20 protein-coding genes and 1 riboswitch are annotated in these 22,308 nt (G+C 51.1%); of the genes, 11 read left to right on the forward strand and 9 right to left on the reverse strand.

Annotation, left to right across the window (positions count from 1 at the left end; translation table 11 throughout):
• The first annotated feature begins 442 nt into the window (after positions 1-442).
• Positions 443-1,396, forward strand: a complete 954-nt coding sequence (locus AC1S52_RS27960; RefSeq protein ID WP_482032326.1) for an asparaginase — start codon at positions 443-445, stop codon at positions 1,394-1,396.
• Positions 1,397-1,493: 97 nt separating this feature from the next.
• On the opposite strand, the gene AC1S52_RS27965 is transcribed toward AC1S52_RS27960, so the two are convergent.
• The gene (locus AC1S52_RS27965; protein ID WP_482032327.1) at positions 1,494-4,868 is read right to left on the reverse strand and encodes an efflux RND transporter permease subunit; all 3,375 of its coding nucleotides are present in this window, start codon (positions 4,866-4,868) and stop codon (positions 1,494-1,496) included.
• A 29-nt stretch (positions 4,869-4,897) separates the two neighbouring features.
• Complete coding sequence (locus AC1S52_RS27970) at positions 4,898-6,334, reverse strand: efflux RND transporter periplasmic adaptor subunit (RefSeq protein ID WP_482032328.1); 1,437 nt, start codon at positions 6,332-6,334, stop codon at positions 4,898-4,900.
• Between the two features lie 410 nt (positions 6,335-6,744).
• On the opposite strand from AC1S52_RS27970, the gene AC1S52_RS27975 reads away from it, so the two are divergent.
• The 6 genes from AC1S52_RS27975 to AC1S52_RS28000 all read left to right on the forward strand — a co-directional run bounded on the left by AC1S52_RS27975 (position 6,745) and on the right by AC1S52_RS28000 (position 11,714).
• Positions 6,745-7,266 (forward strand): MarR family winged helix-turn-helix transcriptional regulator, encoded by a 522-nt coding sequence (locus AC1S52_RS27975; protein WP_482032329.1) that lies wholly within the window; start codon positions 6,745-6,747, stop codon positions 7,264-7,266.
• A 222-nt stretch (positions 7,267-7,488) separates the two neighbouring features.
• Positions 7,489-9,090, forward strand: coding sequence for a peptide ligase PGM1-related protein (locus AC1S52_RS27980; RefSeq protein ID WP_482032330.1), 1,602 nt, complete (start codon positions 7,489-7,491; stop codon positions 9,088-9,090).
• Positions 9,091-9,219: 129 nt separating this feature from the next.
• Positions 9,220-9,711 carry a hypothetical protein gene (locus tag AC1S52_RS27985; RefSeq protein ID WP_482032331.1) on the forward strand — a complete coding sequence of 164 codons (492 nt, stop codon included), beginning with the start codon at positions 9,220-9,222 and terminating at the stop codon, positions 9,709-9,711.
• Entirely contained in the window at positions 9,668-9,883 is a 216-nt protein-coding gene (gene vapB, locus AC1S52_RS27990) for a type II toxin-antitoxin system VapB family antitoxin (RefSeq protein WP_482032332.1), read from the forward strand. Before AC1S52_RS27985 ends, vapB begins: the two co-directional genes overlap by 44 nt.
• A complete protein-coding gene (locus AC1S52_RS27995) occupies positions 9,883-10,260 on the forward strand; it encodes a type II toxin-antitoxin system VapC family toxin (protein WP_482032333.1) in 378 nt (125 codons plus the stop codon). The genes vapB and AC1S52_RS27995 overlap by 1 nt, the downstream gene beginning before the upstream one ends.
• Positions 10,257-11,714, forward strand: a complete 1,458-nt coding sequence (locus AC1S52_RS28000) for a type ISP restriction/modification enzyme (protein WP_482032334.1) — start codon at positions 10,257-10,259, stop codon at positions 11,712-11,714. The genes AC1S52_RS27995 and AC1S52_RS28000 overlap by 4 nt, the downstream gene beginning before the upstream one ends.
• Positions 11,715-11,851: 137 nt before the next feature.
• On the opposite strand, the gene AC1S52_RS28005 is transcribed toward AC1S52_RS28000, so the two are convergent.
• Complete coding sequence (locus AC1S52_RS28005) at positions 11,852-12,313, reverse strand: DUF4278 domain-containing protein (RefSeq protein ID WP_482032335.1); 462 nt, start codon at positions 12,311-12,313, stop codon at positions 11,852-11,854.
• Positions 12,314-12,346: 33 nt separating this feature from the next.
• Positions 12,347-12,418: riboswitch (Glutamine riboswitch) on the reverse strand.
• Between the two features lie 106 nt (positions 12,419-12,524).
• On the opposite strand from AC1S52_RS28005, the gene AC1S52_RS28010 reads away from it, so the two are divergent.
• The gene (locus tag AC1S52_RS28010) at positions 12,525-14,432 is read left to right on the forward strand and encodes a tetratricopeptide repeat protein (protein WP_482032336.1); all 1,908 of its coding nucleotides are present in this window, start codon (positions 12,525-12,527) and stop codon (positions 14,430-14,432) included.
• 218 nt (positions 14,433-14,650) lie between these two features.
• On the opposite strand, the gene AC1S52_RS28015 is transcribed toward AC1S52_RS28010, so the two are convergent.
• Entirely contained in the window at positions 14,651-15,319 is a 669-nt protein-coding gene (locus tag AC1S52_RS28015; protein ID WP_482032337.1) for an endonuclease III domain-containing protein, read from the reverse strand.
• Between the two features lie 111 nt (positions 15,320-15,430).
• Here AC1S52_RS28015 and leuB point away from each other — a divergent pair, with 111 nt between their 5' ends.
• The 3 genes from leuB to AC1S52_RS28030 all read left to right on the forward strand — a co-directional run bounded on the left by leuB (position 15,431) and on the right by AC1S52_RS28030 (position 17,902).
• Positions 15,431-16,519: a 3-isopropylmalate dehydrogenase gene (gene leuB / locus AC1S52_RS28020; RefSeq protein WP_482032338.1), complete on the forward strand. Its 1,089-nt coding sequence runs from the start codon at positions 15,431-15,433 to the stop codon at positions 16,517-16,519.
• A gap of 199 nt (positions 16,520-16,718) precedes the next feature.
• Positions 16,719-16,985: a hypothetical protein gene (locus AC1S52_RS28025; RefSeq protein ID WP_482032339.1), complete on the forward strand. Its 267-nt coding sequence runs from the start codon at positions 16,719-16,721 to the stop codon at positions 16,983-16,985.
• A gap of 95 nt (positions 16,986-17,080) precedes the next feature.
• Positions 17,081-17,902: a prepilin peptidase gene (locus AC1S52_RS28030; RefSeq protein WP_482032340.1), complete on the forward strand. Its 822-nt coding sequence runs from the start codon at positions 17,081-17,083 to the stop codon at positions 17,900-17,902.
• Positions 17,903-17,991: 89 nt separating this feature from the next.
• Here AC1S52_RS28030 and AC1S52_RS28035 read toward each other — a convergent pair whose 3' ends face one another.
• The 5 genes from AC1S52_RS28035 to AC1S52_RS28055 all read right to left on the reverse strand — a co-directional run bounded on the left by AC1S52_RS28035 (position 17,992) and on the right by AC1S52_RS28055 (position 22,300).
• The gene (locus AC1S52_RS28035; RefSeq protein ID WP_482032341.1) at positions 17,992-18,510 is read right to left on the reverse strand and encodes a CGLD27 family protein; all 519 of its coding nucleotides are present in this window, start codon (positions 18,508-18,510) and stop codon (positions 17,992-17,994) included.
• Positions 18,511-18,567: 57 nt separating this feature from the next.
• Positions 18,568-18,714, reverse strand: a complete 147-nt coding sequence (locus AC1S52_RS28040) for a hypothetical protein (RefSeq protein WP_482032342.1) — start codon at positions 18,712-18,714, stop codon at positions 18,568-18,570.
• A gap of 334 nt (positions 18,715-19,048) precedes the next feature.
• Positions 19,049-21,415 carry a heavy metal translocating P-type ATPase gene (locus AC1S52_RS28045; protein WP_482032343.1) on the reverse strand — a complete coding sequence of 789 codons (2,367 nt, stop codon included), beginning with the start codon at positions 21,413-21,415 and terminating at the stop codon, positions 19,049-19,051.
• 11 nt (positions 21,416-21,426) lie between these two features.
• Positions 21,427-21,621 carry a heavy-metal-associated domain-containing protein gene (locus AC1S52_RS28050; RefSeq protein WP_482032344.1) on the reverse strand — a complete coding sequence of 65 codons (195 nt, stop codon included), beginning with the start codon at positions 21,619-21,621 and terminating at the stop codon, positions 21,427-21,429.
• A gap of 346 nt (positions 21,622-21,967) precedes the next feature.
• A complete protein-coding gene (locus tag AC1S52_RS28055; RefSeq protein WP_482032345.1) occupies positions 21,968-22,300 on the reverse strand; it encodes a slr1957 family protein in 333 nt (110 codons plus the stop codon).
• Positions 22,301-22,308: the final 8 nt, after the last annotated feature.

Here is a 22,308-nt window from a genome sequence, read left to right on the forward strand (position 1 = left end):
CCGCTGCCGACCGTTGTATTGCAGCTTCCTCGGCTACTTTACCGTCTCACTGCGATTGCCCTCTACACCAGAGCAGCTCCGGATAACAGCATCTCCGGTGCTATGCTACACCAGCGATCGCCCCTTAGCCACTTAGGGACTCGCAAATTCATAAAGTCCCAACGTCATTCCCGCGCAGGCGGGAATCCATCGTGGAGCAGCTTGTCTAGCAGGTACTTTATTTGGGGGCACATCCCTTAGAACCTATCCGAAAAATGCTAGGAGTTTACAGGCGACAATCCCACAAGCGCAATCTGAACAAAACTCAAAATCTTTGACTCAAAATTCAAAACTTTTCTCTCCGCCGTACCCTTCTGGTGTTAGAGTCTTACCCATGATGTACGCAGAGATTTAACATGATGGGCTACGCTGACGCTAACCCATTCTACGAACACTAAAGTGAATGACTAGGGGAAGACGTTTACAATCCGCAGAGCTGGAAGTTCGGTTACTGCGAGAAGGAATTATCGAATCAAAACATTACGTCCAGGCGGTCGTTTGTGACAGTCGGGGCAGGACGCTGTTGGTGGCTGGCAATGCAGAAACAGCAACCTTTGTGCGATCGGGTTTAAAGCCGTTTCAAGCACTGGCAGTGACTACAACGGGCACCCTGGAACGCTACGGATTGACCGATCGCGACTTAGCGATTATCTGTAGCTCTCATCAGGGCAGGCTAGAACAGGTGCGGCAGGCATTTAATGTCCTCTGGCGCAGTGATGTAGACCCCTCCCATTTGCAGTGCCCGATTCCGCCAGGTAAGCGCAGTCCGCTAGAGTACAACTGTTCGGGTAAACATGCGGGAATGCTTTCCGTTTGCCAGCAGCGCAACTGGTCCCTGAACAATTATTTGCAGCGCAGCCACCCGGTGCAACAGTTGATTATTCAAAAGGTTGCGGAACTCCTGCGGATGCCTGCCGAAGAATTCATCAGTGCCCGGGATGACTGCGGTGCCCCCACCTACTTTTTACAGCTTGGGCAAATTGCATCCCTTTACGCAATACTTTCAGCCAGTGAAAATTTAGATATGGAGCGGATTGTGCGGGCAATGACCCACCATCCAGCCATGGTCTCAGGGGATGGCGAGTTTGACACCGAACTGATGCGTCTGACTGAAGGAGAACTGGTTAGCAAGGCTGGGGCAGAAGGAATCCAGTGTGTTGGACGATTGGGGGAAGGATTGGGGCTGGCAATTAAGGTAATGGATGGCGCAAAGCGGGCAAAATATGCCGTTGCCATTCATCTGCTCAAACAGATGGGTTGGATCACGCCCTCCGTCTCAGAAACACTGTCAGAGAACTTTATGACTCTCAGCAAAGTTACCCGGTTGGAGGTTTCAGGGGAACTTTCGATGCTGTAGGAAAGATGGGGGAAAGTTGAGAATTGAGAGTTTTGAGTTGAGAGTTTTGAAACCTCAAAACTCAAAGCTTCTAACTTTCAACTCCTCATCCACTCCTTCACTCATCCACTAGCGGGTTGTATTTCTGACTGGGTCCCCCGACTAACTCTCTAGGGGGTGGGGCGATGGCGGGTTCCTCCTGGTTTACCTTGCGCCGTTTCTTTCTACCTGGCAACCATCTGCCGCCAAACAGGTCATGCAGCAGCAGGTAGAAGCAGGGAATGATAAACAGCGTCAGTACGGTTGCTAGAGATAAACCGGAAAACACGACAATACCGAGAGGTTGGAGAAACTCACCCCCCTGCCCCATTCCCAAAGCAAGGGGAAACATCCCCAACACGGTTGTAATCGTGGTCATTAGAATTGGACGCAGGCGCTGGGGAGCGGCTTTCAGGATAGCAAAGCGGCGAATCTCCTGAGGAGACACATCCCTAATTGTCTCTTCGCGTTCACGAATCTGGTTTGCCAGTTCTACCATGATGATGGCATTATTGACCACAATCCCAACCAGCAGCACGGCACCCACAATTACCGTGGCACCGATCGCCGTTTGGGTAATAAACAGTCCAAAAATACCGCCCACCAACGCCAATGGAATCGTGAACATGATCACCAGAGGGTCAACCAGGGAGTTGTACTGCACCGCCATCACCACAAATACCAGGAAGGCGGCGAGTCCCCCAAGGATGGGCAGGGAAGACTGCAACTGACGATTACTTTCCGCTGCCGTACTGGGCAGAAAACTCACACCCTGGGGCAATTCCAGTTCCCGAATAATGGCATCGACCTGTTGCAGGGCTTCTCCGAGGCTTGCTCCTTCAGCCAGGTTCCCTGCAATTAGAAAGACCTGCCGCTGGTTAATCCGCTGAATCTCTCCAGGTGCCTCTCCTTCCGTCAGTTGAGCTACATCCCCCAAACGAATGGGACGGTTACCTACAGCAAACAGGGGCAGATCGGCAAGCTGGGACGGGCGGCGAATGGATTCCTTGTCCAGTTCCACCCGCACATCCACCAGTCGGTTACCCCGCTGGAGCTGGGTCGGCACACTGCCCTGAACTGCTGTGGCTAAAGTATCACCAATATCTTGAATGTTGAGATTGAGAGCAGCTAACCGCTCGCGATCGCGCCGGATTTGAATCTCAGGCTGACGGGGATCCGCATCGGGACGGAAGTTGACTAAGTTTGCCCGCTCTTCCAGTGCCTGTAGCACCTGCCGTCCTGCCTGGGTCAGCACTTGCTCGTTTTCCCCTTGCAGGATCACATCCACTTCTGCCCCCCGCACAGGAGAGTTGGTCAGAACCAGTCCCCGTACCTGACCAGGATTGACCCGCAGACGCACATCGACCAAATTGAGTTGGTTAAACTCTTTTGTTACTTTAGAAATATATTGTTCAACATCCGTTCCCAGTTTCAACGTAATGTTGCTAGAGCTTCGTAGCGGATTTTCACTGGTATTGCTGCCAAACAGAAAGCCACCAGCGGTGGAAAACACATACTCAGTTTCAGGTTGTGCCCGCAAAATTTTGTCTACTTCTGCCATCACTTGCCGATTATCGTCGAGGGGAGTTCCGGGTGGAAACTGGGCAACCAGATTGACCTGTCCTGTATTAATGCGGGGCAAAATTTCCTGAGGAATGCGGCTGACCATGAACAGTCCACTGCCGAGAAAGATGACAAGCGTACAACCAATCACCAACAGACGATGATCCAGCACCCAGCTCAACAAATTACGGTAACTACGGCTGCTAGCTTCAAATCGCTCGTTAAATTTGCGTATTACCCAGAAGCGATTGATTCCGGTAGACCAGCGAATTGCCAACAGGCGGGAGGTTGCGGCTGGGACAACGGTGACCGCAATCAAAATTGAGGCAGCGACTGAAAAGCTAATCGTCAAAATCAGTTCATTAAACAGCAGGGCGATGAACCCACCAATTAGCAGAAAAGGCAGCACGGCAACCAGGTTTGTACTGGTGGAGGCGACTAGCGCCGATTCTACTTCCTGACTACTTTGAATAGACTGCCGAATCAGTTGCCTGGAGTTGAGCCGAGTTCGACTATCCTCACCGGGAGTCATCCCCGCTCCCTCGGCGATCGCCTCCAACATAACGATGGAGTTGTCCACCACAATCCCTACCCCCAGTGCCAGCCCACCCAGACTGAACACATTCAGAGACAGATTAAACATACCCATAAAAATCAGGGCTGCCAGGGTTGCCAGGGGAATAGATAACACAATGATCAGGGTTTGACGCACCGATCCCAGAAACAGGAGTACGGAGATCGCTGCCAGTCCCGCCCCTATCAAACCAGAACTGGCAACATTAGAAATAGCATTTTGAATGAAGACAGACTCATCCAGGGTTGCGATGAGCTGCATGTCAGCCGGAATCACCCCCTGTTGCCGCAGTTCTTCCAACCGCCGCTTAATCCCTTCGACCACCCTAATGCTGTTGGCATCTGGCTGTTTCTGAATGCTGACCTTAACCGCGGGCTGTCCATTCAATGCCACAAAGATCCGCTGTTCCTCTGTGCCATCAATCACCTCAGCAAAGTCGCGCAGATAAACCCTACGCGACACAGAATTTTGAGTGCTGAGGGTGGAGTTCTGAGTCCCTTGATTGCCAACTCTTGGCTCCTGGCTCTCAGTTCTTGACGACTCCCTTCCGACTTCAAAGGACAGATCCCGAATTTCCTCCGCAGTTTCAAATCGACCGAGCGCCCGTGTCAAAGGTTCCGAATTTCTGCCCAGAATTCGACCACCAGAGATATCCTGGTTCGTGTCACGTAATTCATCCAGCACGTTTTGCAGTCCAACTCCGACTGCTTGCAAGCGGTTCAGATCCACAACCACACGAACTTCTTCCTCAACCCCACCTGCCACATCGACCGCAGCCACGCCTTCTACTACACCCAATTCTCGAACCAGTTCCTCCTCCGCAAACACCCGCAAATCCACCGGGCTGAGGGAAGACGACGAGAGCGCCATTTCATAGACGGGCAACTGGGAAGGGTCTGCCTTAAACAAACGAGGTTCCTGAATCGTGTCAGGCAGGTTGCCCCGTGCCCGGTTAAAGGCAGCCGTGGCATCGTTCAATGCCTGGTCAATATTGCCACCCGGTCTGAAGTACAAATCCAGGCTGACCTGTCCTTCCCGGGTCTGGGAATAAACTTGAACCACCCCTTCTGTTGCAGACAACGCCGCTTCCAGGGGACGGGTCACTTCATCCACTCCCACTTCGGGTGACACTCCCGGCGCATCCAGCCGCACCCCAATCCGGGGATAGGTAATAGAGGGCAATAGATCAACGGGCAGGGTTGTCGTGAAGAAGATCCCCACTACAATCACTGCCACGGTTAGCATCAAAGTTCCAATGTGTCTGCGAATCGAAAGAGCACTGATGCTAAAACCAGTTGGTTTAGAGTCTTGGGTCATGGGTTAGGGAAAATTTCGGTGAACTGGAACTAATTCGGTTGTTCTGCCTGTTCAGAAAGAACGCTCAACCGCACGATATCGCCATTTTTCAGTGCCCTGTTGCTGCGGGCGACAAAACGTTCTCCTCGCTGCAACCCTGAAAGCACCTCGACCTGTCCATCCCCTCGTCTACCCAAGGTGACCTGTCTTGCTGCTACTTTTGCCTCGTTGCCCGATCCTTCCACAATAAACAGGGTGCCAAGACCACGGGCTTGGTTATTACGACCTTCAGATGCCTGACTGTTCGCGTTCCCTTGCTGTCCGCTCTGTCCGTTGCTGCCGTTATTGCGTCCTGCCTGTGTCTGGCTATTGGGATTCCCTGGTTGCCCACCGCGTCGGTTTTCGCCTGCCTGTAACGCCACATCAGGGACAACAATCCGCGATCGGTTGGTTTCTTGAGCAAAGGTCACTCTCGCCAGTAATCCACTCCCAATTCGCCCACTGGCGTTAGGAATCGTCACTTCGAGCGGCACCAGTCGGGCGACCGGATCCGCTGCTGGAGAAATGCGGCTGACCCGTCCAGTAAATTGCTGGTTGGGAAAAGCATCTAACCTGACCTGCACGGACTGTCCAGGGCGGATGTTTCCCAGTTCCAGTTCTGAAATCTGTACTGCCACCTTGATTTGGCTAAAGTCTCCCAGCTTCAACACTTCCGCTCCTGGCTGGACTAAGTTGCCGAGTTCTGTGGGTTGCTCGACCACTGAGCCTGTCACAGGGGAGGTTAAAGCTGTGTAGGACTGGCGTTCCTGTTCCCTGGCAACCACTGCTTGCTGAGCTGAAACTCTTCCCTGCACTGCTTCTATTGCCTGTTGCCGGGTGCGTACCTGCTCCTGTGCCGATCGCAGGGTGGTTTGAGTAATGTTGACCAGGGTGCGTGCCTGTTCTACCTGCTGCTCTGAAATTGCCCCCTGATTGTAGAGGTATTGCTGTCGGTTCAGGTCTGACTGTGCCTGTTGCAGCTCAGCCCGCGCTCGATTCACCTGTGTCTGGGCATCGCTGACCGCAATTCGTGCCTGGGCAACTTCTGACTGGCGGGCAGCCACTTCTGCCTGTGCCTCTACCACGTTGGTAGAAAGAACCGCGCCATCAATCCGTGCTAAAACCTGCCCCTGGCGTACCGGATCGCCCACATCCGCATTCAGATCGAGCAATTGCCCTTCCACCTGCGATCGCAGGGACACCAGGCGAAACGGTTGGGTTGTTCCAGTATATGCGCGTTCCTCGCGGACAGTTCCCTCGCGGGCGATCGCCACATTCACCGCTGCTGGAGCCTGAGATGCGGCTCCCTGCTGCCCTGCCTTTGGTCTGGCTTCAGCGTCTGCCTTGGATTCGCCATTGCATCCCGTTAACAGAACCAGCGACCCCGCCAGAAGTAGCCATCCAAATGTGCTAGAAGTTCTTCGATGCCTCAATACAGGCGGGAACATGAATGATTCCTCCCTAACCAATGCTTGCTGAATGTTTACGTTTCTTAATTAGTCTAACTAACAGTTAGTTTGACATATATTTCGTATTCGTTCTATTTCCTGCGGAGGATCTATGGAATTAGTGAAGGAAATCTTTAGCTGTTAGACTCTGCCAAACCGGAAACGGTTCACATCTCAACATCTCAATATTTGACATCTGCCCCCAGACCTCGGAGGTTTTGCAAAACCTCCGAGGTCTTTTAAGTACCCGCTCCTGTTGTACTAATACCTAAACCCCCGGAATTGAGCGGTTGTAGCTTTTTCGGATAGGCTTTATATAGACGCAGTCGGATTTCAGCCGAACAGAAACCCCTCGGAATGGGTGAAGTCTGTTCTGATGCTGGTAAATTGCTGCATCATTGTTCAGGCAAATGAAAAACTTTACCTTTTGTCAAGGTAGCGATCGCAGCAGCATGGAGCATCCTTCCCAGGCGATAACCCCAGATCAATGCGCGGCGGAATTGATGGAAGCCATTCCCGCCATTATGCAGTTCATCCGTACAGAGATGCGGAGCCAAAGCTCCATGCTGCTATCGGTGCCGCAGTTTCGGGTACTGGCATATCTGCATCGATCTCCGGGGGCATCGCTGTCGGAGGTTGCCAATTACCTGGGTGTGACCCGTGCAACGGCTTCTGCCATGACCGATCGCTTGGTGCAACGCCATTTTGTTAGTCGGAGTGAACACCCTAATACTCGTCGTCAGGTTATGCTGACCTTGACAGAATCTGGATCTGTATATTTAAAGGAAATTCGTCTGGTCACCCAGGGCAAAATTGCCACGCTGCTAGACCCATTGACGCAGGAGCAACTACGCGATGTTTCCACAGGATTGACCACATTGGAGAAAGTCTTCACAGCCGCCACGCCTCCAACCAGGGGAAATTCCAGGTAGGCATGGGAATTTAATCAGTTCCAAGATTGGTATGAACGGGTTTACTGATATGTCGCCCAGTTGATGATTACACCGTTAAACCCAGCCGTAGAGTTTGTGAGGGTATTCAATTCATAAATCCTTAAGCATCAGACCTTTGGCAATTAAAGTCGATCATAAGTATTGAAAGTCACAGATTAAAAGTCACAGATTGAAAATCCTAAAAGTGAGGCGGGTGGGTGTATGCAGAGCATTGATGTGTCTCCTGCTGAAGCAGAAGAAGAATTTCGACATTTGCAGGCACAGTTGCGTGAGCGCTGGCAATCGGTTGAGCTATTTGACGCGAGTGCCGCTGATATTGTCGTGGTTCCTTCCCTCAGTCTGGATCAGCGGGAACTGCTGAAGATTGAAGGGTTTCACCATTATGAGGAGCGATTATTATTTTCCCTGATTCGCCTGCGTAATCCCCGTACCCGTCTGGTTTATGTCACGTCTCAGCCGCTGCATCCCAGCGTGATTGATTACTATTTGCAACTGTTACCAGGAATTCCGTTTTCCCATGCCCGCGATCGCTTGCTGTTGCTCTCTACCTATGACTCCTCCCATCGGTCCCTGACTCAGAAGGTGTTGGAGCGCCCTCGCTTAATCGAGCGGATCCGGCAGGCAGTGAAGCCCGATCGCGCTTACATGATTTGCTACAACTCGACCCATGCCGAGCAGGACCTATCCGTGGAGTTAGGCATTCCGCTCTATGCCCTCGATCCAGCCCTTTTGCAGTGGGGCACTAAGAGCGGTAGCCGTCAGATTTTTGCAGAGGAAGACATTCCCCATCCCGATGGGAGTGATGTGACCTGGTCAGCAGACAACCTGGCGATCTCGGCGGCGGAACTCTGGGAACGGCAACCATACCTGAAGCGCATGGTAGTCAAACTGAATGAAGGGTTTTCGGGCGAGGGCAATGCCCTGCTGGATCTGCGCCCAATTCAAGAATTTGAACCGGGGGCAACTACCCATAATGAACGGGTCAAAATGTTGAAAAAGCAGTTTGAACTACTCAAGTTTGAATCGAAGGGAGAAACCTGGGAACGGTTTGGGAGCCGAATTCCGGAGTTAGGGGCAATTGCCGAAGCCTTTATTGAGGGAGAAGTGAAGCGATCGCCCAGTGTCCAGGGACGAATTACTCCCCTAGGGGAAGTGGAAATTCTCTCGACCCATGACCAAATTTTGGGTGGACCGAGTGGGCAGATCTATCTAGGCTGTCGGTTTCCAGCCGATGAGCGTTACCGTTTGCATCTTCAGGAATTGGGGCACCGGGTTGGCAATAATTTGGCAAAGAAAGGTGCAATGGAGCGGTTTGGGGTGGATTTTGTGACGGTTCACCAACCAAACCAACCAGGAAAACCAGAGTGGGATGTCCAGGCAATTGAGATCAACCTCCGCAAAGGGGGAACAACTCACCCGTTCATGACCTTAAAGTTCCTGACCAACGGGCGCTATGATTTCTCCAGCGGCTTGTTCTACAGCCAGCAAGGGCGGGCAAAGTACTACATCGCCACCGATAACCTGCAAAAAGACCGCTACAAGGGGTTACTGCCCAATGACCTGATGGATATTATTGCCCAGCACCAGCTTCACTTTGATACCAGTACGGAAACAGGGACCGTGTTTCACCTCATGGGCTGCCTGTCAGAGTTTGGTAAGTTAGGGCTAACCAGCATTGGTAATTCCCCCCAACAGGCAGAGGCAACCTATAACCGGCTGGTGAAAGCACTGGACGAAGAAACCCGTGCCGTTTCAGAGGAAAATCGACCCAGCCTGGTCAGTCCTTTTTCAATGGGATGGTAGCAATTCCGGCTTACTTTCTGTGTCGGATGATCCGGGATAGCAATCTGTGAGTCAGAATCAAGGGTAAGTGAGAATACTGAGCATCAGCCCAACAATTGACCCAGGCTTCATGATTCCGGGAGTCGCTACATGTCCAGGTTGCTAGTGACGCAGTACCAGGCAGAGGTCGAAAAAATCATTCGCTATAACGCTCATCAGGAAAACTTTAACCAGCGCAACGCCAATCGTCTCTACAAAGGAATTGATAAGGCAATTAAGGAAACCTACATCAAAGAGGGAACGGCTCAAAATCAGATTGTTGTCTACGATATGTACACTCGCTTTTTCCGCTGGGCAAGCGATCGCCTGGGTCAACATGGCATTATTGCGTTCATCACCAATCGATCGTTTATCGATTCCAAAACCTTTGATGGTTTTCGCAAGTGCGTCGATCGCGAGTTTGATTATGTTTATATCGTCGATACCCAATCCGATGTGAGGAATAATCCTAAAATCTCCGGCACGAAAAACAATGTGTTTGGGATTCAAACCGGAATTGCGGTGATGTTTTTAGTGAGAACTAAAAAGGAGAAAAATGATGGTGCAACCAAAAATTTTGGAAAAACTGGAAAAACTACCTGAGCCTTTACAAACAGAAGTTTTACACTATATTGAGTTTTTGCTAGATAAATATGTAGAGGAATCTTCCACAGAAGTTTCACCCAAGAAACGCAAAGCAGGCTTATTAAAAGGGAAAATTTGGATGGCAGATGATTTTGATGCGCCGCTCGAAGACTTGAAGGACTATATGTGATGTTATTAGACACTCACACTCTGCTTTGGTTTCTGAATGATGATCCTAAATTGCCCTCGACCGTTAAAGAAATGATTGAGGACAGTGATGGAATTGTAGTTAGCATTATTACACTTTGGGAAATCGCGATAAAACTTTCTATTAAGAAGTTAGATCTGCAATTTCAATTTCAGGAATTACCCGGCTTTTTAGATGAACTCGAAATACGAGTGTTAATGCTTTCTTTTGAGGATACAAACAGCTACATTAGCTTACCGCTTCACCACCGCGACCCGTTCGATCGCATTCTGATTGCCCAAGCAATCAATCATTCTGTAGCAATTGCCAGTGCTGATCAAGTTTTTGATGCATACCCAATTCAGCGGGTGTGGGCATGAGCAAGGCAAAAATTTTTTACTTCACATTGCAGGATGAGCAGACCAAGGAAGAAAAGCTCGCCTGGTTTGAACGTACCCGGTTTGAGCAGATTCCGTTTGACCACATTACGCCGGATCAGAAGGCGAATTGGATTAATTTAACGGATAACGATTTTGATAGCTTTTTGCCGTTGATTGATAAGGGAGTGAAATCGGGAAAATCTCAGGAGGCAGTTTTTCAGCTTTTTTCCCGTGGCGTTGCTACTCAACGAGATGAGTGGGTTTATGACTTCTCAAAAGAAGCTTTAATTGAGCGGATGATTTATTTTACAAACGTTTATAAAGAGCGACTAGAAAACAAGATAATTCGAGAATTAGATATTAAATGGGATCGAGAGCTTGACAACCATTTGAATCGTGGTGTGGTTAAGAAGTTTGATAAAACAAATGTTGTTGCGGCTTTGTATAGACCATTTATCGAAATGAGCTTTTATTTCGATAGACATTTTAATGGAGTGACTTATCAACTTCCTAGTCTCTTTCCCAACAGCCAAGATGAAAACCTCGTTATTTGTTGTACTGATGTTGGCTCACAAAAGCCATTTATGACTGTTGCTAGCAGTAAGATTCCTGATATTCACGTTGTCGGTGCTGCATGTTCTGCTCAATGTCTTCCCCTCTACCGCTACGACGAAAACGGAAACCGCATCGACAACATCACTGACTGGGCGTTGGAGCAATTCTGTGATCACTACCGATCCCCCTCAATCCCCCTTAAAAAGGGGGAGAAAGAGCCAGAACCCACCTTTCTCAAGGGGGGCAGGGGGGATCACATCACCAAACTCGACATCTTCCATTACACCTACGCCGTTCTCCACCATCCCGCCTACCGCACCAAATACGAAATCAACCTCAAACGCGAATTTCCCCGCCTGCCCTTTTACCCCAACTTCCACCAATGGGCAAGCTGGGGCAAAGCCTTGATGGAACTGCACCTGAACTATGAAACCGTTGAACCCTACGGATTACGACGGGTTGACATTGCTACCACACGACGTAGGGGCGGGTCTAGCCTAGATATAAGTGAACAGCAGACCATCTTTGAACAAGACCCGCCCCTACCCAACCCATCCAGCACCGCCAAACCCACCAAACGCACCACACCCAAAGCCAAACTTAAAGCCGACAAAACCGAAGGCAAAATCATTCTCGATACCGAGACAACCTTAGAAGGTATCCCCGCCATTGCCTGGGACTACAAACTCGGCAACCGCTCCGCCCTGGAATGGATTCTCGACCAATACAAAGAAAAGACACCCAAAGACCCAACGATCGCCAAACTATTCAACACTTACAAATTTGCTGACTACAAAGAACAGGTGATTGACCTGCTCGATCGAGTCTGCACCGTCAGCATCCAAACAATGGAGATTATTCAATCAATGCCAGATACCGTTGAGCAGAAAGGAGGTTGAATTAGCCACCTGACCTTGGAAAATGCAAAGTCCCTCTCCTGGTGGAAAGGGACTTAGAGCAAGGGTTCAAAACCATAGGTTCCAATAGGAAAGAGGTTGATTCCTGGCTGCGGACGCAACTCTTCCTAAACAAGCCCTTAACTCATGGCTGCTTCATGGCTATCATAGGCTGCGATCGCATTGACTGGAGCACCGATCGCTTCCTCAAACCGTTCCAGGACAGACATCTCACGTTGCGCTGCCTTTTGTCGATCTTGAAGCACTAAAAGCCGGACATGTTCAGCAATTGATTCTGGGTGAACGTTTGCTGTCAGTTGCGTTGTAGTCCGGTCAGCGGGCAAACCACGATAGGTTGGTTGAGCCGCTATTGAGGTGGCACGAACTTCAGCAACGGCCGGGTGGGTGGGTTGAGTATCACCAAGGCGGTAATGGGTGCCTCGATAGATCAGGTCAAGCGCAGATTTCAGAACAGGTACCTTTGCCAGGTTAGTGCGGAATTTAAGCCCAGCACCCCGGTATTTGCCTGCGATCGCGCTTTCGTGGCTTTCCACCACAGCCGGTCTGTAATCGTAACCAGCACCACGGTATGTAAGTTTCATTAGGATTCGCCTCCTGTGTAGCGATGATTGAGAGGCGCGTTCCTTCGGGGATTTCCCTACTTCCGTCTCCTAACCCAGCCATTGAGTAATTTGGAGATGAACGATTTCTATAGTTCTAATTTATCCGGCTGGGCTGGCTGCGACATCCTTCAAATGGTTCACCTGATTGGAGGAATAGCAGGTAATATCGGGTCAGGGGTCAGAAATAGGCTTGGAGGAAAAAGCATTGCGCGATCGCTACCTGGCAGTGATTGATCAAATTATTGAGGCTACCCTGAAAGGGCAAATCCGCTCAAAAGAGCAGGTCTATCAAATGCTGGCGGAGGGGATTGAGGCTGGCACAGGAGAAATCTTTGAACGCTGCTTTTTGGAACGGTTTGCAGCGGCTCAGGCGGAAGTCAGCAATGCTGCCAGTGAAATGAAGCAAGCGAAAGCTGAGCGGATCCTTCGCGCTTTAAAGATGATCCAGTCAGAGTGGGAGCGCTATCAGAAAGAGAATCAGGCAACCAGTGCGATCGCTTCCACCACGCAGGCAATTTTGCTGGCGGAATCGAGTCAGCGGTTTTTAATTCTGGTGCGGGCACTCGATTTCAATCAGGCAAACAGCTTGCCCCCAGAGCAATTGAAGCAGTTAGCCAAAGAACTGGAGCAACCCCCAACTCTGGCATTCAACCCTGGTCTGGGGCAGGAAATTTACCAGTTTGCGATCGGCATCAAAAACGGGCTGGCTTCCTGGCAACAGTTGGAGGAACACCTGATTAGCTGGATGTATGACCAGAACCGATCAATTGGGTTTGATGGCGCATCTGCCCATCTAGGACCCTGGGAGCGGTGGTCAAACCAGGTAAAGAGTCCATTCCTGAAGCAACTGTTCCAGACCCTCAGCCTGAATCAATCGATCGCCGGACTGGTTTGCCAGCAGCAACGCATGGACCTGAGCGACTGGGTAGAACTGGTGATTACCCTGCAATATGTCCAGCGAGGGCTGGTGGCGTGGTTTGAAAAACAACCCTACGATTCTAAGTGGGGCACCAAGCAGGCAATCTCGACCTTTCTCACCTTTGCCGTCATTTGGAGTCAACTTTCCAGCGGCATTGAAGAAGCCCACACCCTGACTGAAGAGACGGGTCAACAACTGCGCCAGGGTTGTTTTCAGATCGTGTTACAAATTCTGCGGGCTTTTTCCCAACGTCCCTACTTTCCCCTGTATGGGGGAGTGTTTGCCTTGTTTTCCGGCAACTATCTACGCGAAACATTGAGTTACCTGGACGAACCGTTGCAGCAAGTGGAAGGTACCCAGGAAAAAGCCCGAATTTTGACCCTGATTGGCTACTCCTGGCGAACGGCAGGACAGATTGAGCGGGCGATCGCCTTCCACCAAGAGGCACTGGCAATTGCCCAACAGGCGGGCGATCGCCCCTGCGAAATTGCCAACCTTAACCATCTCAGTCGCACCTACATTGCCCGAAAAGACTTTTCCGAGGCAATTAGCTACAGTCAGCGGTCGCTGGTGTTTGCCCGTCAGTCAGGCGATCGCCTGGGAGAAGCCAACGCCCTTACCAATCTGGGCTACAGCGAAGTCCTCAATGCCCGCCAACGAGAAAGCATGGACCCGGACGAATACCAGACGGCGGTTAGCCATCTAAAGCAGGGACTAAAGCTTTTAGACCAGTCCATTACCTCGGACCTGGATAATTTTGCTGCCCGTCAGAGTCAGGCACTGTGTTACAACAGCCTGGGCATTGCCCATGTCATTCTAGGACAGCTTCCAATGGCGATGGCTTACCTGGAAAAGGGAGTAGAGGCTGCCCAATTTTCAGGCGATTTATTCCTCCAAGGAAGCAACTATGCCTTTCTGGCAGAGGTGAATTACTCCGAGAACCATCAAGACCGCGCCCTCTATGCTGCCTGTCTGGCAATGTACTTGCTGGAAAGCATCCAGTCTGACGAGTGGCGACAACCCGCCGGATTGTTAGCCATCTTACAAGGTCAGTTTGGAGAACCCCAGTTTCAGAACGCGATCGCCCAGCTCAGACCCCAAATCATCTCAGTCATTGGAGTCGATGGGTATGACCATTTACCGAAGCTCCTGGAGGACTATCGGCGATCGATGAGTTGAGTGAGCGGAGGGTTTGTTAGAAGGTGGTCAGTAGTCAGCGGTGGGGATTGGGGATTAGGTTTTAGGTGTAGGGAGCAGCCAAGCTCCTTCATCCTTCCCTTCGAAGCCGTATATCCTTCCCTCTGACCCTTTGCCTTCGTTCGACTGAGACCTCCGAGGTTTTTGAAAACCTCGGAGGTCTGGGTTTTACTAATCAACAACTCTTCACTCCTCACCCCTCACCCCTCACCCTCCTCCACTCCCACCTGCTGGCACATCTCCAGCAGCGGACAAGTGGAACAATGGGGTGTTTCTCCTGTACAGATGTGTTTTCCAAAAGGAACCAGGAGGGCGTTAATTTCTACCCAGTACTCCCTGGGCAGAGTGGCTTCCAGGGCTACCATCGTTTTCTCTGGGGTGCGGGTCTGCACATAACCCCATCGGTTCGTGACCCGGTGAACATGCACATCGACACTGATGCAGGGTTGGTGACAGGCAATTCCCAGGGCGAGATTGGCACACTTGGGACCAACTCCATTAAAGGAAATTAACGTCTCATAATCGCAGGGTAATTCTCCACCGAATTCCTGGAGGATGCGATCGCTAATCTGCCAGATTTGCCTGGCTTTGGTATCGGCAAAGGTAGAGGGTTGAATCCATCGCTCAATCTGCTCCACAGAAAGTTGCCGGATTGCCGCTGGCGTATTGGCACGCTGAAACAACTGGCGGGCAACGGGCAAAGAAGTTTCATCCCGTGTCCGAATCGAAAGAATACAGGCAATCAACTGCTCAAATAGAGACTGATAGCCTTCCTCAGCCAGGGCAAACATTGCCGCTTTGGGAAAAGGGCGAACTGCCTCACGCAGTTGGATGATTGCCCGCCCAATATTAAATGGTTGCTTTGGCATCAAAAATCTGGGGCGTGATGGCTACGCCTAAAACATCTTACCGAGTCACTTCCGGGGTATGATCAATAGCCGCATTGCCTGCGGGCACTACCCTACTGCCACCTGCTCACCATGACCCAACATTATCAGATTACGCTTCTTCCCGGCGATGGAATTGGTCCCGAAATTATGGCAGTTGCCGTGGATGTTCTGAAAGTCATCGGGCAACAAAGCGGACTCTCCTTTGACTTCGAGGAAGCGCTCATTGGTGGGGCAGCGATCGATGCCAAGGGGGAACCCCTGCCTGCGGAAACGCTGGAAACCTGTAAACAGAGTGATGCGGTCTTACTGGCGGCGATCGGCGGCTACAAGTGGGATACCCTCCCCCGCCACCTGCGTCCCGAAACCGGGCTTTTGGGGCTGCGGGCAGGGTTGGGACTGTTCGCTAACCTGCGCCCCGCTACAATTTTGCCCCAGTTGATCGATGCCTCCAGCCTGAAGCGAGAAGTGGTGGAAGGTGTCGATATTATGGTAGTACGAGAACTAACCGGAGGAATTTACTTCGGTCAACCCAGGGGAATTTTTGCCACTGAAACCGGGGAAAAGCGGGGTGTCAACACGATGGCATATACAGAATCCGAAATTGACCGGATTGGACGAGTTGCCTTTGAGGCTGCCCGCAAGCGACGGAAAAAACTTTGCTCCGTGGACAAGGCAAATGTGCTGGAAGTTTCCCAACTGTGGCGCGATCGCATGACAGCCCTTGCCTCCGAGTACCCTGATGTAGAACTGTCCCACCTGTATGTAGACAACGCTGCGATGCAGTTGGTCCGCAATCCCCGCCAGTTTGACACCATCGTCACCGGCAACCTGTTTGGCGACATTCTCTCCGATGCCGCCGCCATGCTCACTGGCAGCATTGGCATGTTACCCTCCGCCAGCCTGGGCGCATCCGGTCCAGGAGTCTATGAACCTGTCCACGGTTCTGCCCCCGACATAGCCGGCGAGGACAAAGCAAATCCTCTGGCTACGGTTCTCAGTGCAGCGATGATGTTGCGCTACGGATTAAATCAATCTGACTCGGCTGATCGAATTGAAGAAGCTGTGCTAAAAGTGTTAGACCAAGGTTACAGAACAGGAGACATCATGTCCGAGGGCATGACTCTACTGGGCTGCCGTGCGATGGGAGATGCATTGATCCAGGCAATAGGGGGAAATTAGGAGTTAAGAGTTGAGAGTTGAGAGTTAAGAGTTAAGAGTTTATGGGTGAAGGCAAAAGGCAACAGGTAAGGGTAAAAGGCAGAGGCAGAAGGTTGTCTCACACCTGGCACCTGGCACCTGGCACCTGACTCTTCCCTCCCTTCCTTGCCAAAGTCGGACAAATGTACTAAAGTCAAACGAAGCAAACAGGGGTTACACAGTGGTGTACGTATCACAAAAACAAACGCATAGTCGGGTAGATGATTCAGTGGACTTTACAGCTCTGCTCGATCCTGCCCTGATCCGTTCGGCAAGACAGATTTACACAACTTACTATGAAGTCCATCCAGGGCTGACCCAGCGTCCTCTTGGGGTGGCGATTAATCGCTTCACTCACCGGGGCAAACTTATCTTCGGTGGCAAGCCTGTTCTGCTACCGCAGGAGTGCTTTGTGCCCTTTAGCCAAATTGAGTCCGAACTGTATTAAAACGGGGTGCCGGGTATCGGGGATTGGGAATTGGGGAAAACTGAAAGAAGCTGCACCCTGGACCTTACACCCTATACCCTGTAACCAAATTCCCCATGAATCTTCTGTTTGATCTGCCGGTCGCTGTTGCCATACTTTTTTTGGGGACATCCGTTGGCAGCTTTTTAAATGTGGTTGTATACCGTATCCCGGCAGGGCTATCCCTTCTTTATCCGCCTTCTCGCTGTCCTAAATGCTTGACCCGCTTGAGAAAGCGTGAAAATGTTCCTGTTTTGGGATGGTTGTGGTTAAAGGGACGTTGTGCCCACTGTGGCACTTCGATTTCGGCACGCTACCCCTTGGTAGAAGGGGCAACCGGACTTCTGTATCTGCTAACATTTTGGCTATTTGGCTGGTCCTGGTTAACGGTCGGCTATTGGCTATTTCTAAGCTGGTTACTGGCGTTGGCACTGATCGATCTGGACACAATGACACTGCCTAATCCGTTAACTCAGTCAGGATTGGTGGTGGGCTTAGTCGTTCAAGCAGGGCTGGGCTTACTGGCGACAGGGGCACTAACGGGTGCTATCAGCCAACTGATGCAGGGGGTATTGGGGGCGGTGGTAGGGCTATGGCTGGTTGAAATTATTAGCCTGGTGGGGACTATGACCCTGGGGCAAACCGCGATGGGGGCAGGCGATGCCAAACTGGCTGCCATGATGGGTGCATGGCTAGGCTGGAAGTATCTACTGTTAGCGGGATTTCTTGCCTGTCTGGTGGGTTCATTGGTGGGCGGTGGGGCGATCGCCCTCGGCTTACTCAATCGTCGTCAACCCATGCCCTTTGGTCCTTTTCTAGCATTAGGAGCCTTGCTAGCTGCCTTTTGGGGAGAGGCAATGGTAACAACTTATATGAGAGTCTTCTTTCCCCTAATGTAGCTACAGCGTATACAAAGACTTCGTTTGAGTCCTTTTTGCCCCCTTTGTGCTCCGGGACTCACCTACCTTCATGCGGCGGGTGAGTCGTGCTACAGCATTGCCCAAATTAAGCTGCCGCCCAGCAGCGAAAGGGCAAGGATAGCCAGGGTTGTTTTCAGGCGCTTAAGTAGCGGCTGCACCTCATAAGTTACCACCAACCTATCCTGGGTTTGTACTTCCAGCGGCTTTGACCAGGTTTGCCCATCATACCAACCAGACTCTTCGTAGAAGACCGTGTCATCGGATAGGCGGGAACTGATGTAAGCCCAACCCAAATACAGCCGTAGCAGAACTAGGCACAGAAACAAACTGGCTCCCCCAGCACCTATGAGGAAGAACTGAACTGGATACCTGGCTGGAGGGAAACTGCTAGCAGCAATTGGACCTGCGATCGCCCAACTCCAACTCCACACCCACACCATTTTGCGAAGATAGGCTGGCAAATCAAGCATTGCCCACCGAAAGAACCAGGACTCACTCAATTCCCGGTACTCATTCAGCGGTTGCTGCTCAGACGGTACCGGGCAGCCAGCAACAGAAGCTTTCTTAGTCAGGTCATCCGGTAACAAGCTGACATCCTCAGTGAACGAATTCTCTGGAGAAGATACTTGTCAGTATAACGAGATCTAGCGGGACTGAGGTTTCTCGCCAAGAAACCACCATAACTCCAGAGCAATCAGGGCAATTCCACCCAGGGTGACCCCCAGTTTTAATGGAAGTGGCTGTTCAACCCGTTGAAATGCTTGGGTCCGGGACGCATGCTCAGAATGCATAGAAGATGCTTCTACGCTGGATGACAGTCCTATCAATAAGCCCAGAATGAGCAGGGGAGTGCATCGTAGGTGGGGTTTGGGGAGCATAGGAGGGGAGAGGAGTTAAGAGTTGAAAGTTTTGAGTTTTGAGTTGAGGATTAGGAATGAGAATTTAATAAGATGCAATTTTTCGCGGAGGGGCTTAGCACTGCTAAGCCCGTACCACCAAGAAATAGTTCAGGTTATTTAATCCATGTTCCTTAGGAGTTGAATATAAGGCGGTGTGCGACGGCTCTTAGCTCCCCGGTTTCTTCGCAGGATGATTGGGGAATAGAATCAAACTCAAACCTCCCTCTCATACCGGTTTAAACTTGCGGAGTCTAAGGGCGTTGGTGACGACTGAGACGGAGCTGAATGCCATAGCGGTTCCAGCAATGATGGGGTTCAGGAGCCAGCCAGTCAGGGGAAACAGGATTCCAGCCGCGATGGGAATTCCGGCGGCGTTGTAGATGAAGGCGAAGAACAGGTTTTGGCGAATGTTGCGGATGGTGGCGCGGCTAAGTTGAATGCTGGTGACAATCCCTTGCAAATCGCCGGAAATTAAGGTGATGTCGCTGGCGGCAATCGCCACATCAGTTCCCGTGCCAATGGCGATCCCCACATCGGCTTGAGCCAGGGCAGGCGCATCGTTAATGCCATCTCCAACCATCGCTACGATTTTGGATTTTGGATTTTGGATTTTGGATTTTGGCGTTGAGTCTTCTCCGCCCCCCTGCCCCTCTGCTCTTCTGCCTCTCTGCTGCCCTACTCCCCTGCCCTCTTGCTGTAGTGCCTGCACCACTGCCGCTTTCTGCTCAGGGCGTACCTGGGCATACACACGGGTAATTCCCACTTCGTGGGCGATCGCTTCGGCAGTTTGCGGGTTGTCTCCGGTCAGCATCACCACTTCGATTCCCATCCGTTGCAGAGTCGCAACAACTTCCCTGGATGTGGACTTTAGGGTATCGGCAATGCCGATGATGCCCTGGATCTCATCATCAACGGCGATCCAGATGGCGGTTTTGCCCTCTGATTCCAGTGCGGTTGTCCGTGCCTCTAGCGCAGTTCCATCCAACGTTTCGACAGCGGTATAAATCCCCAGTTCTCCCATCCAGGATTGAGTTCCAATTTGGATCACCCGGTCAGACACCTTACCTTCAACGCCACTGCCTGCCACTGCCTCAAAATCCCTGACCTCTGTCAGGTCTATTTCCTGGGACTGGGCATAGCGCACGATCGCCTCTGCCAGGGGATGCTCGGAATGGCGCTCCACGGAAGCCGCCAGTCTCAGTAATTTGAGTTCATTTTGGTGGGTAGTGCCAAGGATGGTGACAAAATCGGTGACGGTGGGTTTGCCTTCGGTTAACGTGCCTGTCTTGTCCAGCACAATGGTCTGAATGGTGTGAGCCAGTTCCAGACTGGCGGCATCTTTAATCAAAATTCCATGTTCAGCGCCCTTACCTGTGCCCACCATGATTGAGGTTGGGGTTGCCAGTCCCAGGGCACAGGGACAGGCGATGATCAGCACCCCTACCGCTGTAATGGTTGCCAGGGTGAGATTGCCCGTCACGTTAAACCAGATCAAAAAGGTCGCCACAGCGATCGCAATCACGACGGGCACAAACCAGCCTGTTACCTGGTCAGCTAATCGTTGAATGGGAGCTTTGGATCCCTGGGCTTCTCTGACCAACTGCACAATCTGAGCCAACACCGTATCTCTACCGACCCGCGTTGCTCGGAACTGGAAGCTGCCCGTCCGGTTCAGGGTGGCACCAATAACCTCATCTCCCGGTTTCTTAGTCACTGGCAGGCTTTCTCCAGTGACCATCGCTTCATCAATCGTTGAAGTGCCTTCGAGTACCTCACCATCTACCGGCACCTTTTCTCCGGGACGCACCAATACCACATCGTCAACGACCACCTGGGCGATCGGGATATCCGTTTCCTGTCCAAACCGAATCACACGGGCAGTCTTTGCCTGTAATCCGATTAGCTTGCGGATTGCCTCAGTTGTTTTTCCTCTGGCTCGATGTTCAAACAGCCGTCCCAGAAGAATCATCGTAATCACGACAACTGCGACTTCATAATAAACATTTAGCATCAAGTCCTGAGCTGCAAAAAAGCCAGGAAACACAGTAATCACCAGGGAATAAAGATAAGCCGCGCTGGTACCCAACGCAATTAAAGTGTCCATGGTAGCGGTGCGGTGTTTCAGCGCTTTCCAGCTATTGCGGTAGAAACTGGCACCGCACCAGAACTGAACGGGTGTGGCGAGGACTAACTGAAGCCAAAAGTTATGCAGCCACATCGGAAAGTAAGGGATAGTTAGCCCGGTCATTGCCGGGATCGATCCAATCACCATCACGATGCTAATCACCCCTCCAACCGCCACTTTACGAATCAGATAGCGTTCTTCGGTAAGACGGGCTGCTTTTTCAACATCGCCTTCCCCCGTCAATAGTTCCTCCTCTTGCAGTGGAACAGCAGCATAGCCTGCGGCTGAAACGGCGGTTTGAATGGCTTCCAGATCCGTCGCCTGTGGATCGTACTGAACGGTGGCTTGCTCTGCCCCAAAGTTCACACTGCATTGGCTGACTCCTGTCACTGCCCGCATTGCAACTTCAATATTTCTGGCACAGGCAGCACAACTCATCCCTTGCAGCTTGAGGGTTGTCGTTTTCATATGAACCTGCTTTAAGCGATCGCGTAACCTGCCGCTGTAATTGCCTGCCGAACTGCGGACTCTGATGCCTGGGTTGCGACAGTCACCTGTTTTGTTTTGGGATCCGCTTCAACCTGAGCCGTAGGATCAATCGCCTTGATGGCTTGGGTAATGGTGTCACTACAGGCAGAACATGCCATGTCAGGAACAGTAAGCTCTAAGGTCATAATTATCATCCAACTCCACTTCTTCATCTTGAGGTCTCCAGTCTGATGGAGAGTCAAGAGGGAGTTGAGAAGAGTTGAGAGTTGAGAGTTGATACCGATGTCATTTGAGGATGAGCAGAATTGACCTTGTCAGACAAAGGGCTTAAGCCCCTTGTTCAGCAAAGCCTCATAAAGAATTGGTATGAGAATTAGGGAATGGTTAGTGGAAGGTTAGTGTTTAGTTTTTATCTACAGATGTATCCCCACTAGAAGAGAACATCCCTCCACCCTCTCATTAAGAGGGAGTAGAGGGATGAATACGTTACATCAAGCGGAAAACTGGAAAAAGAGAATAACAATAAAAACCTTATTCTGAGAGGTTAGCTAAGGTTTCATCTTCGAGGCGAGCAGCGGTTACTGCACAGAAAGCAAAGGCGGCAACAAGCGGCATGGGGGAGGAAAGCAAATAAGCAGAAATCCCTGCGGTAACAGCACTAAAAACGGCTGCGAAACACCAAATTTTTTCTTCAAAGCACAACCCTTTCTCTGCCTTAATAGTTCTCAAAACTTGGTTGGGAATTGGCACCGGCATGACCGCATTCGGAGGAAATGCCCAGTAGTGGGAGCACTCCAAAAACAGGTCAGTCCAGCCGTTTTCCTGACACCATTCCTCAATCCATTGGGCAGTAAAGTGTTTCATAACGCTAG

The sequence above is a fragment of the Kovacikia sp. CALU 1929 genome (assembly GCF_056784235.1).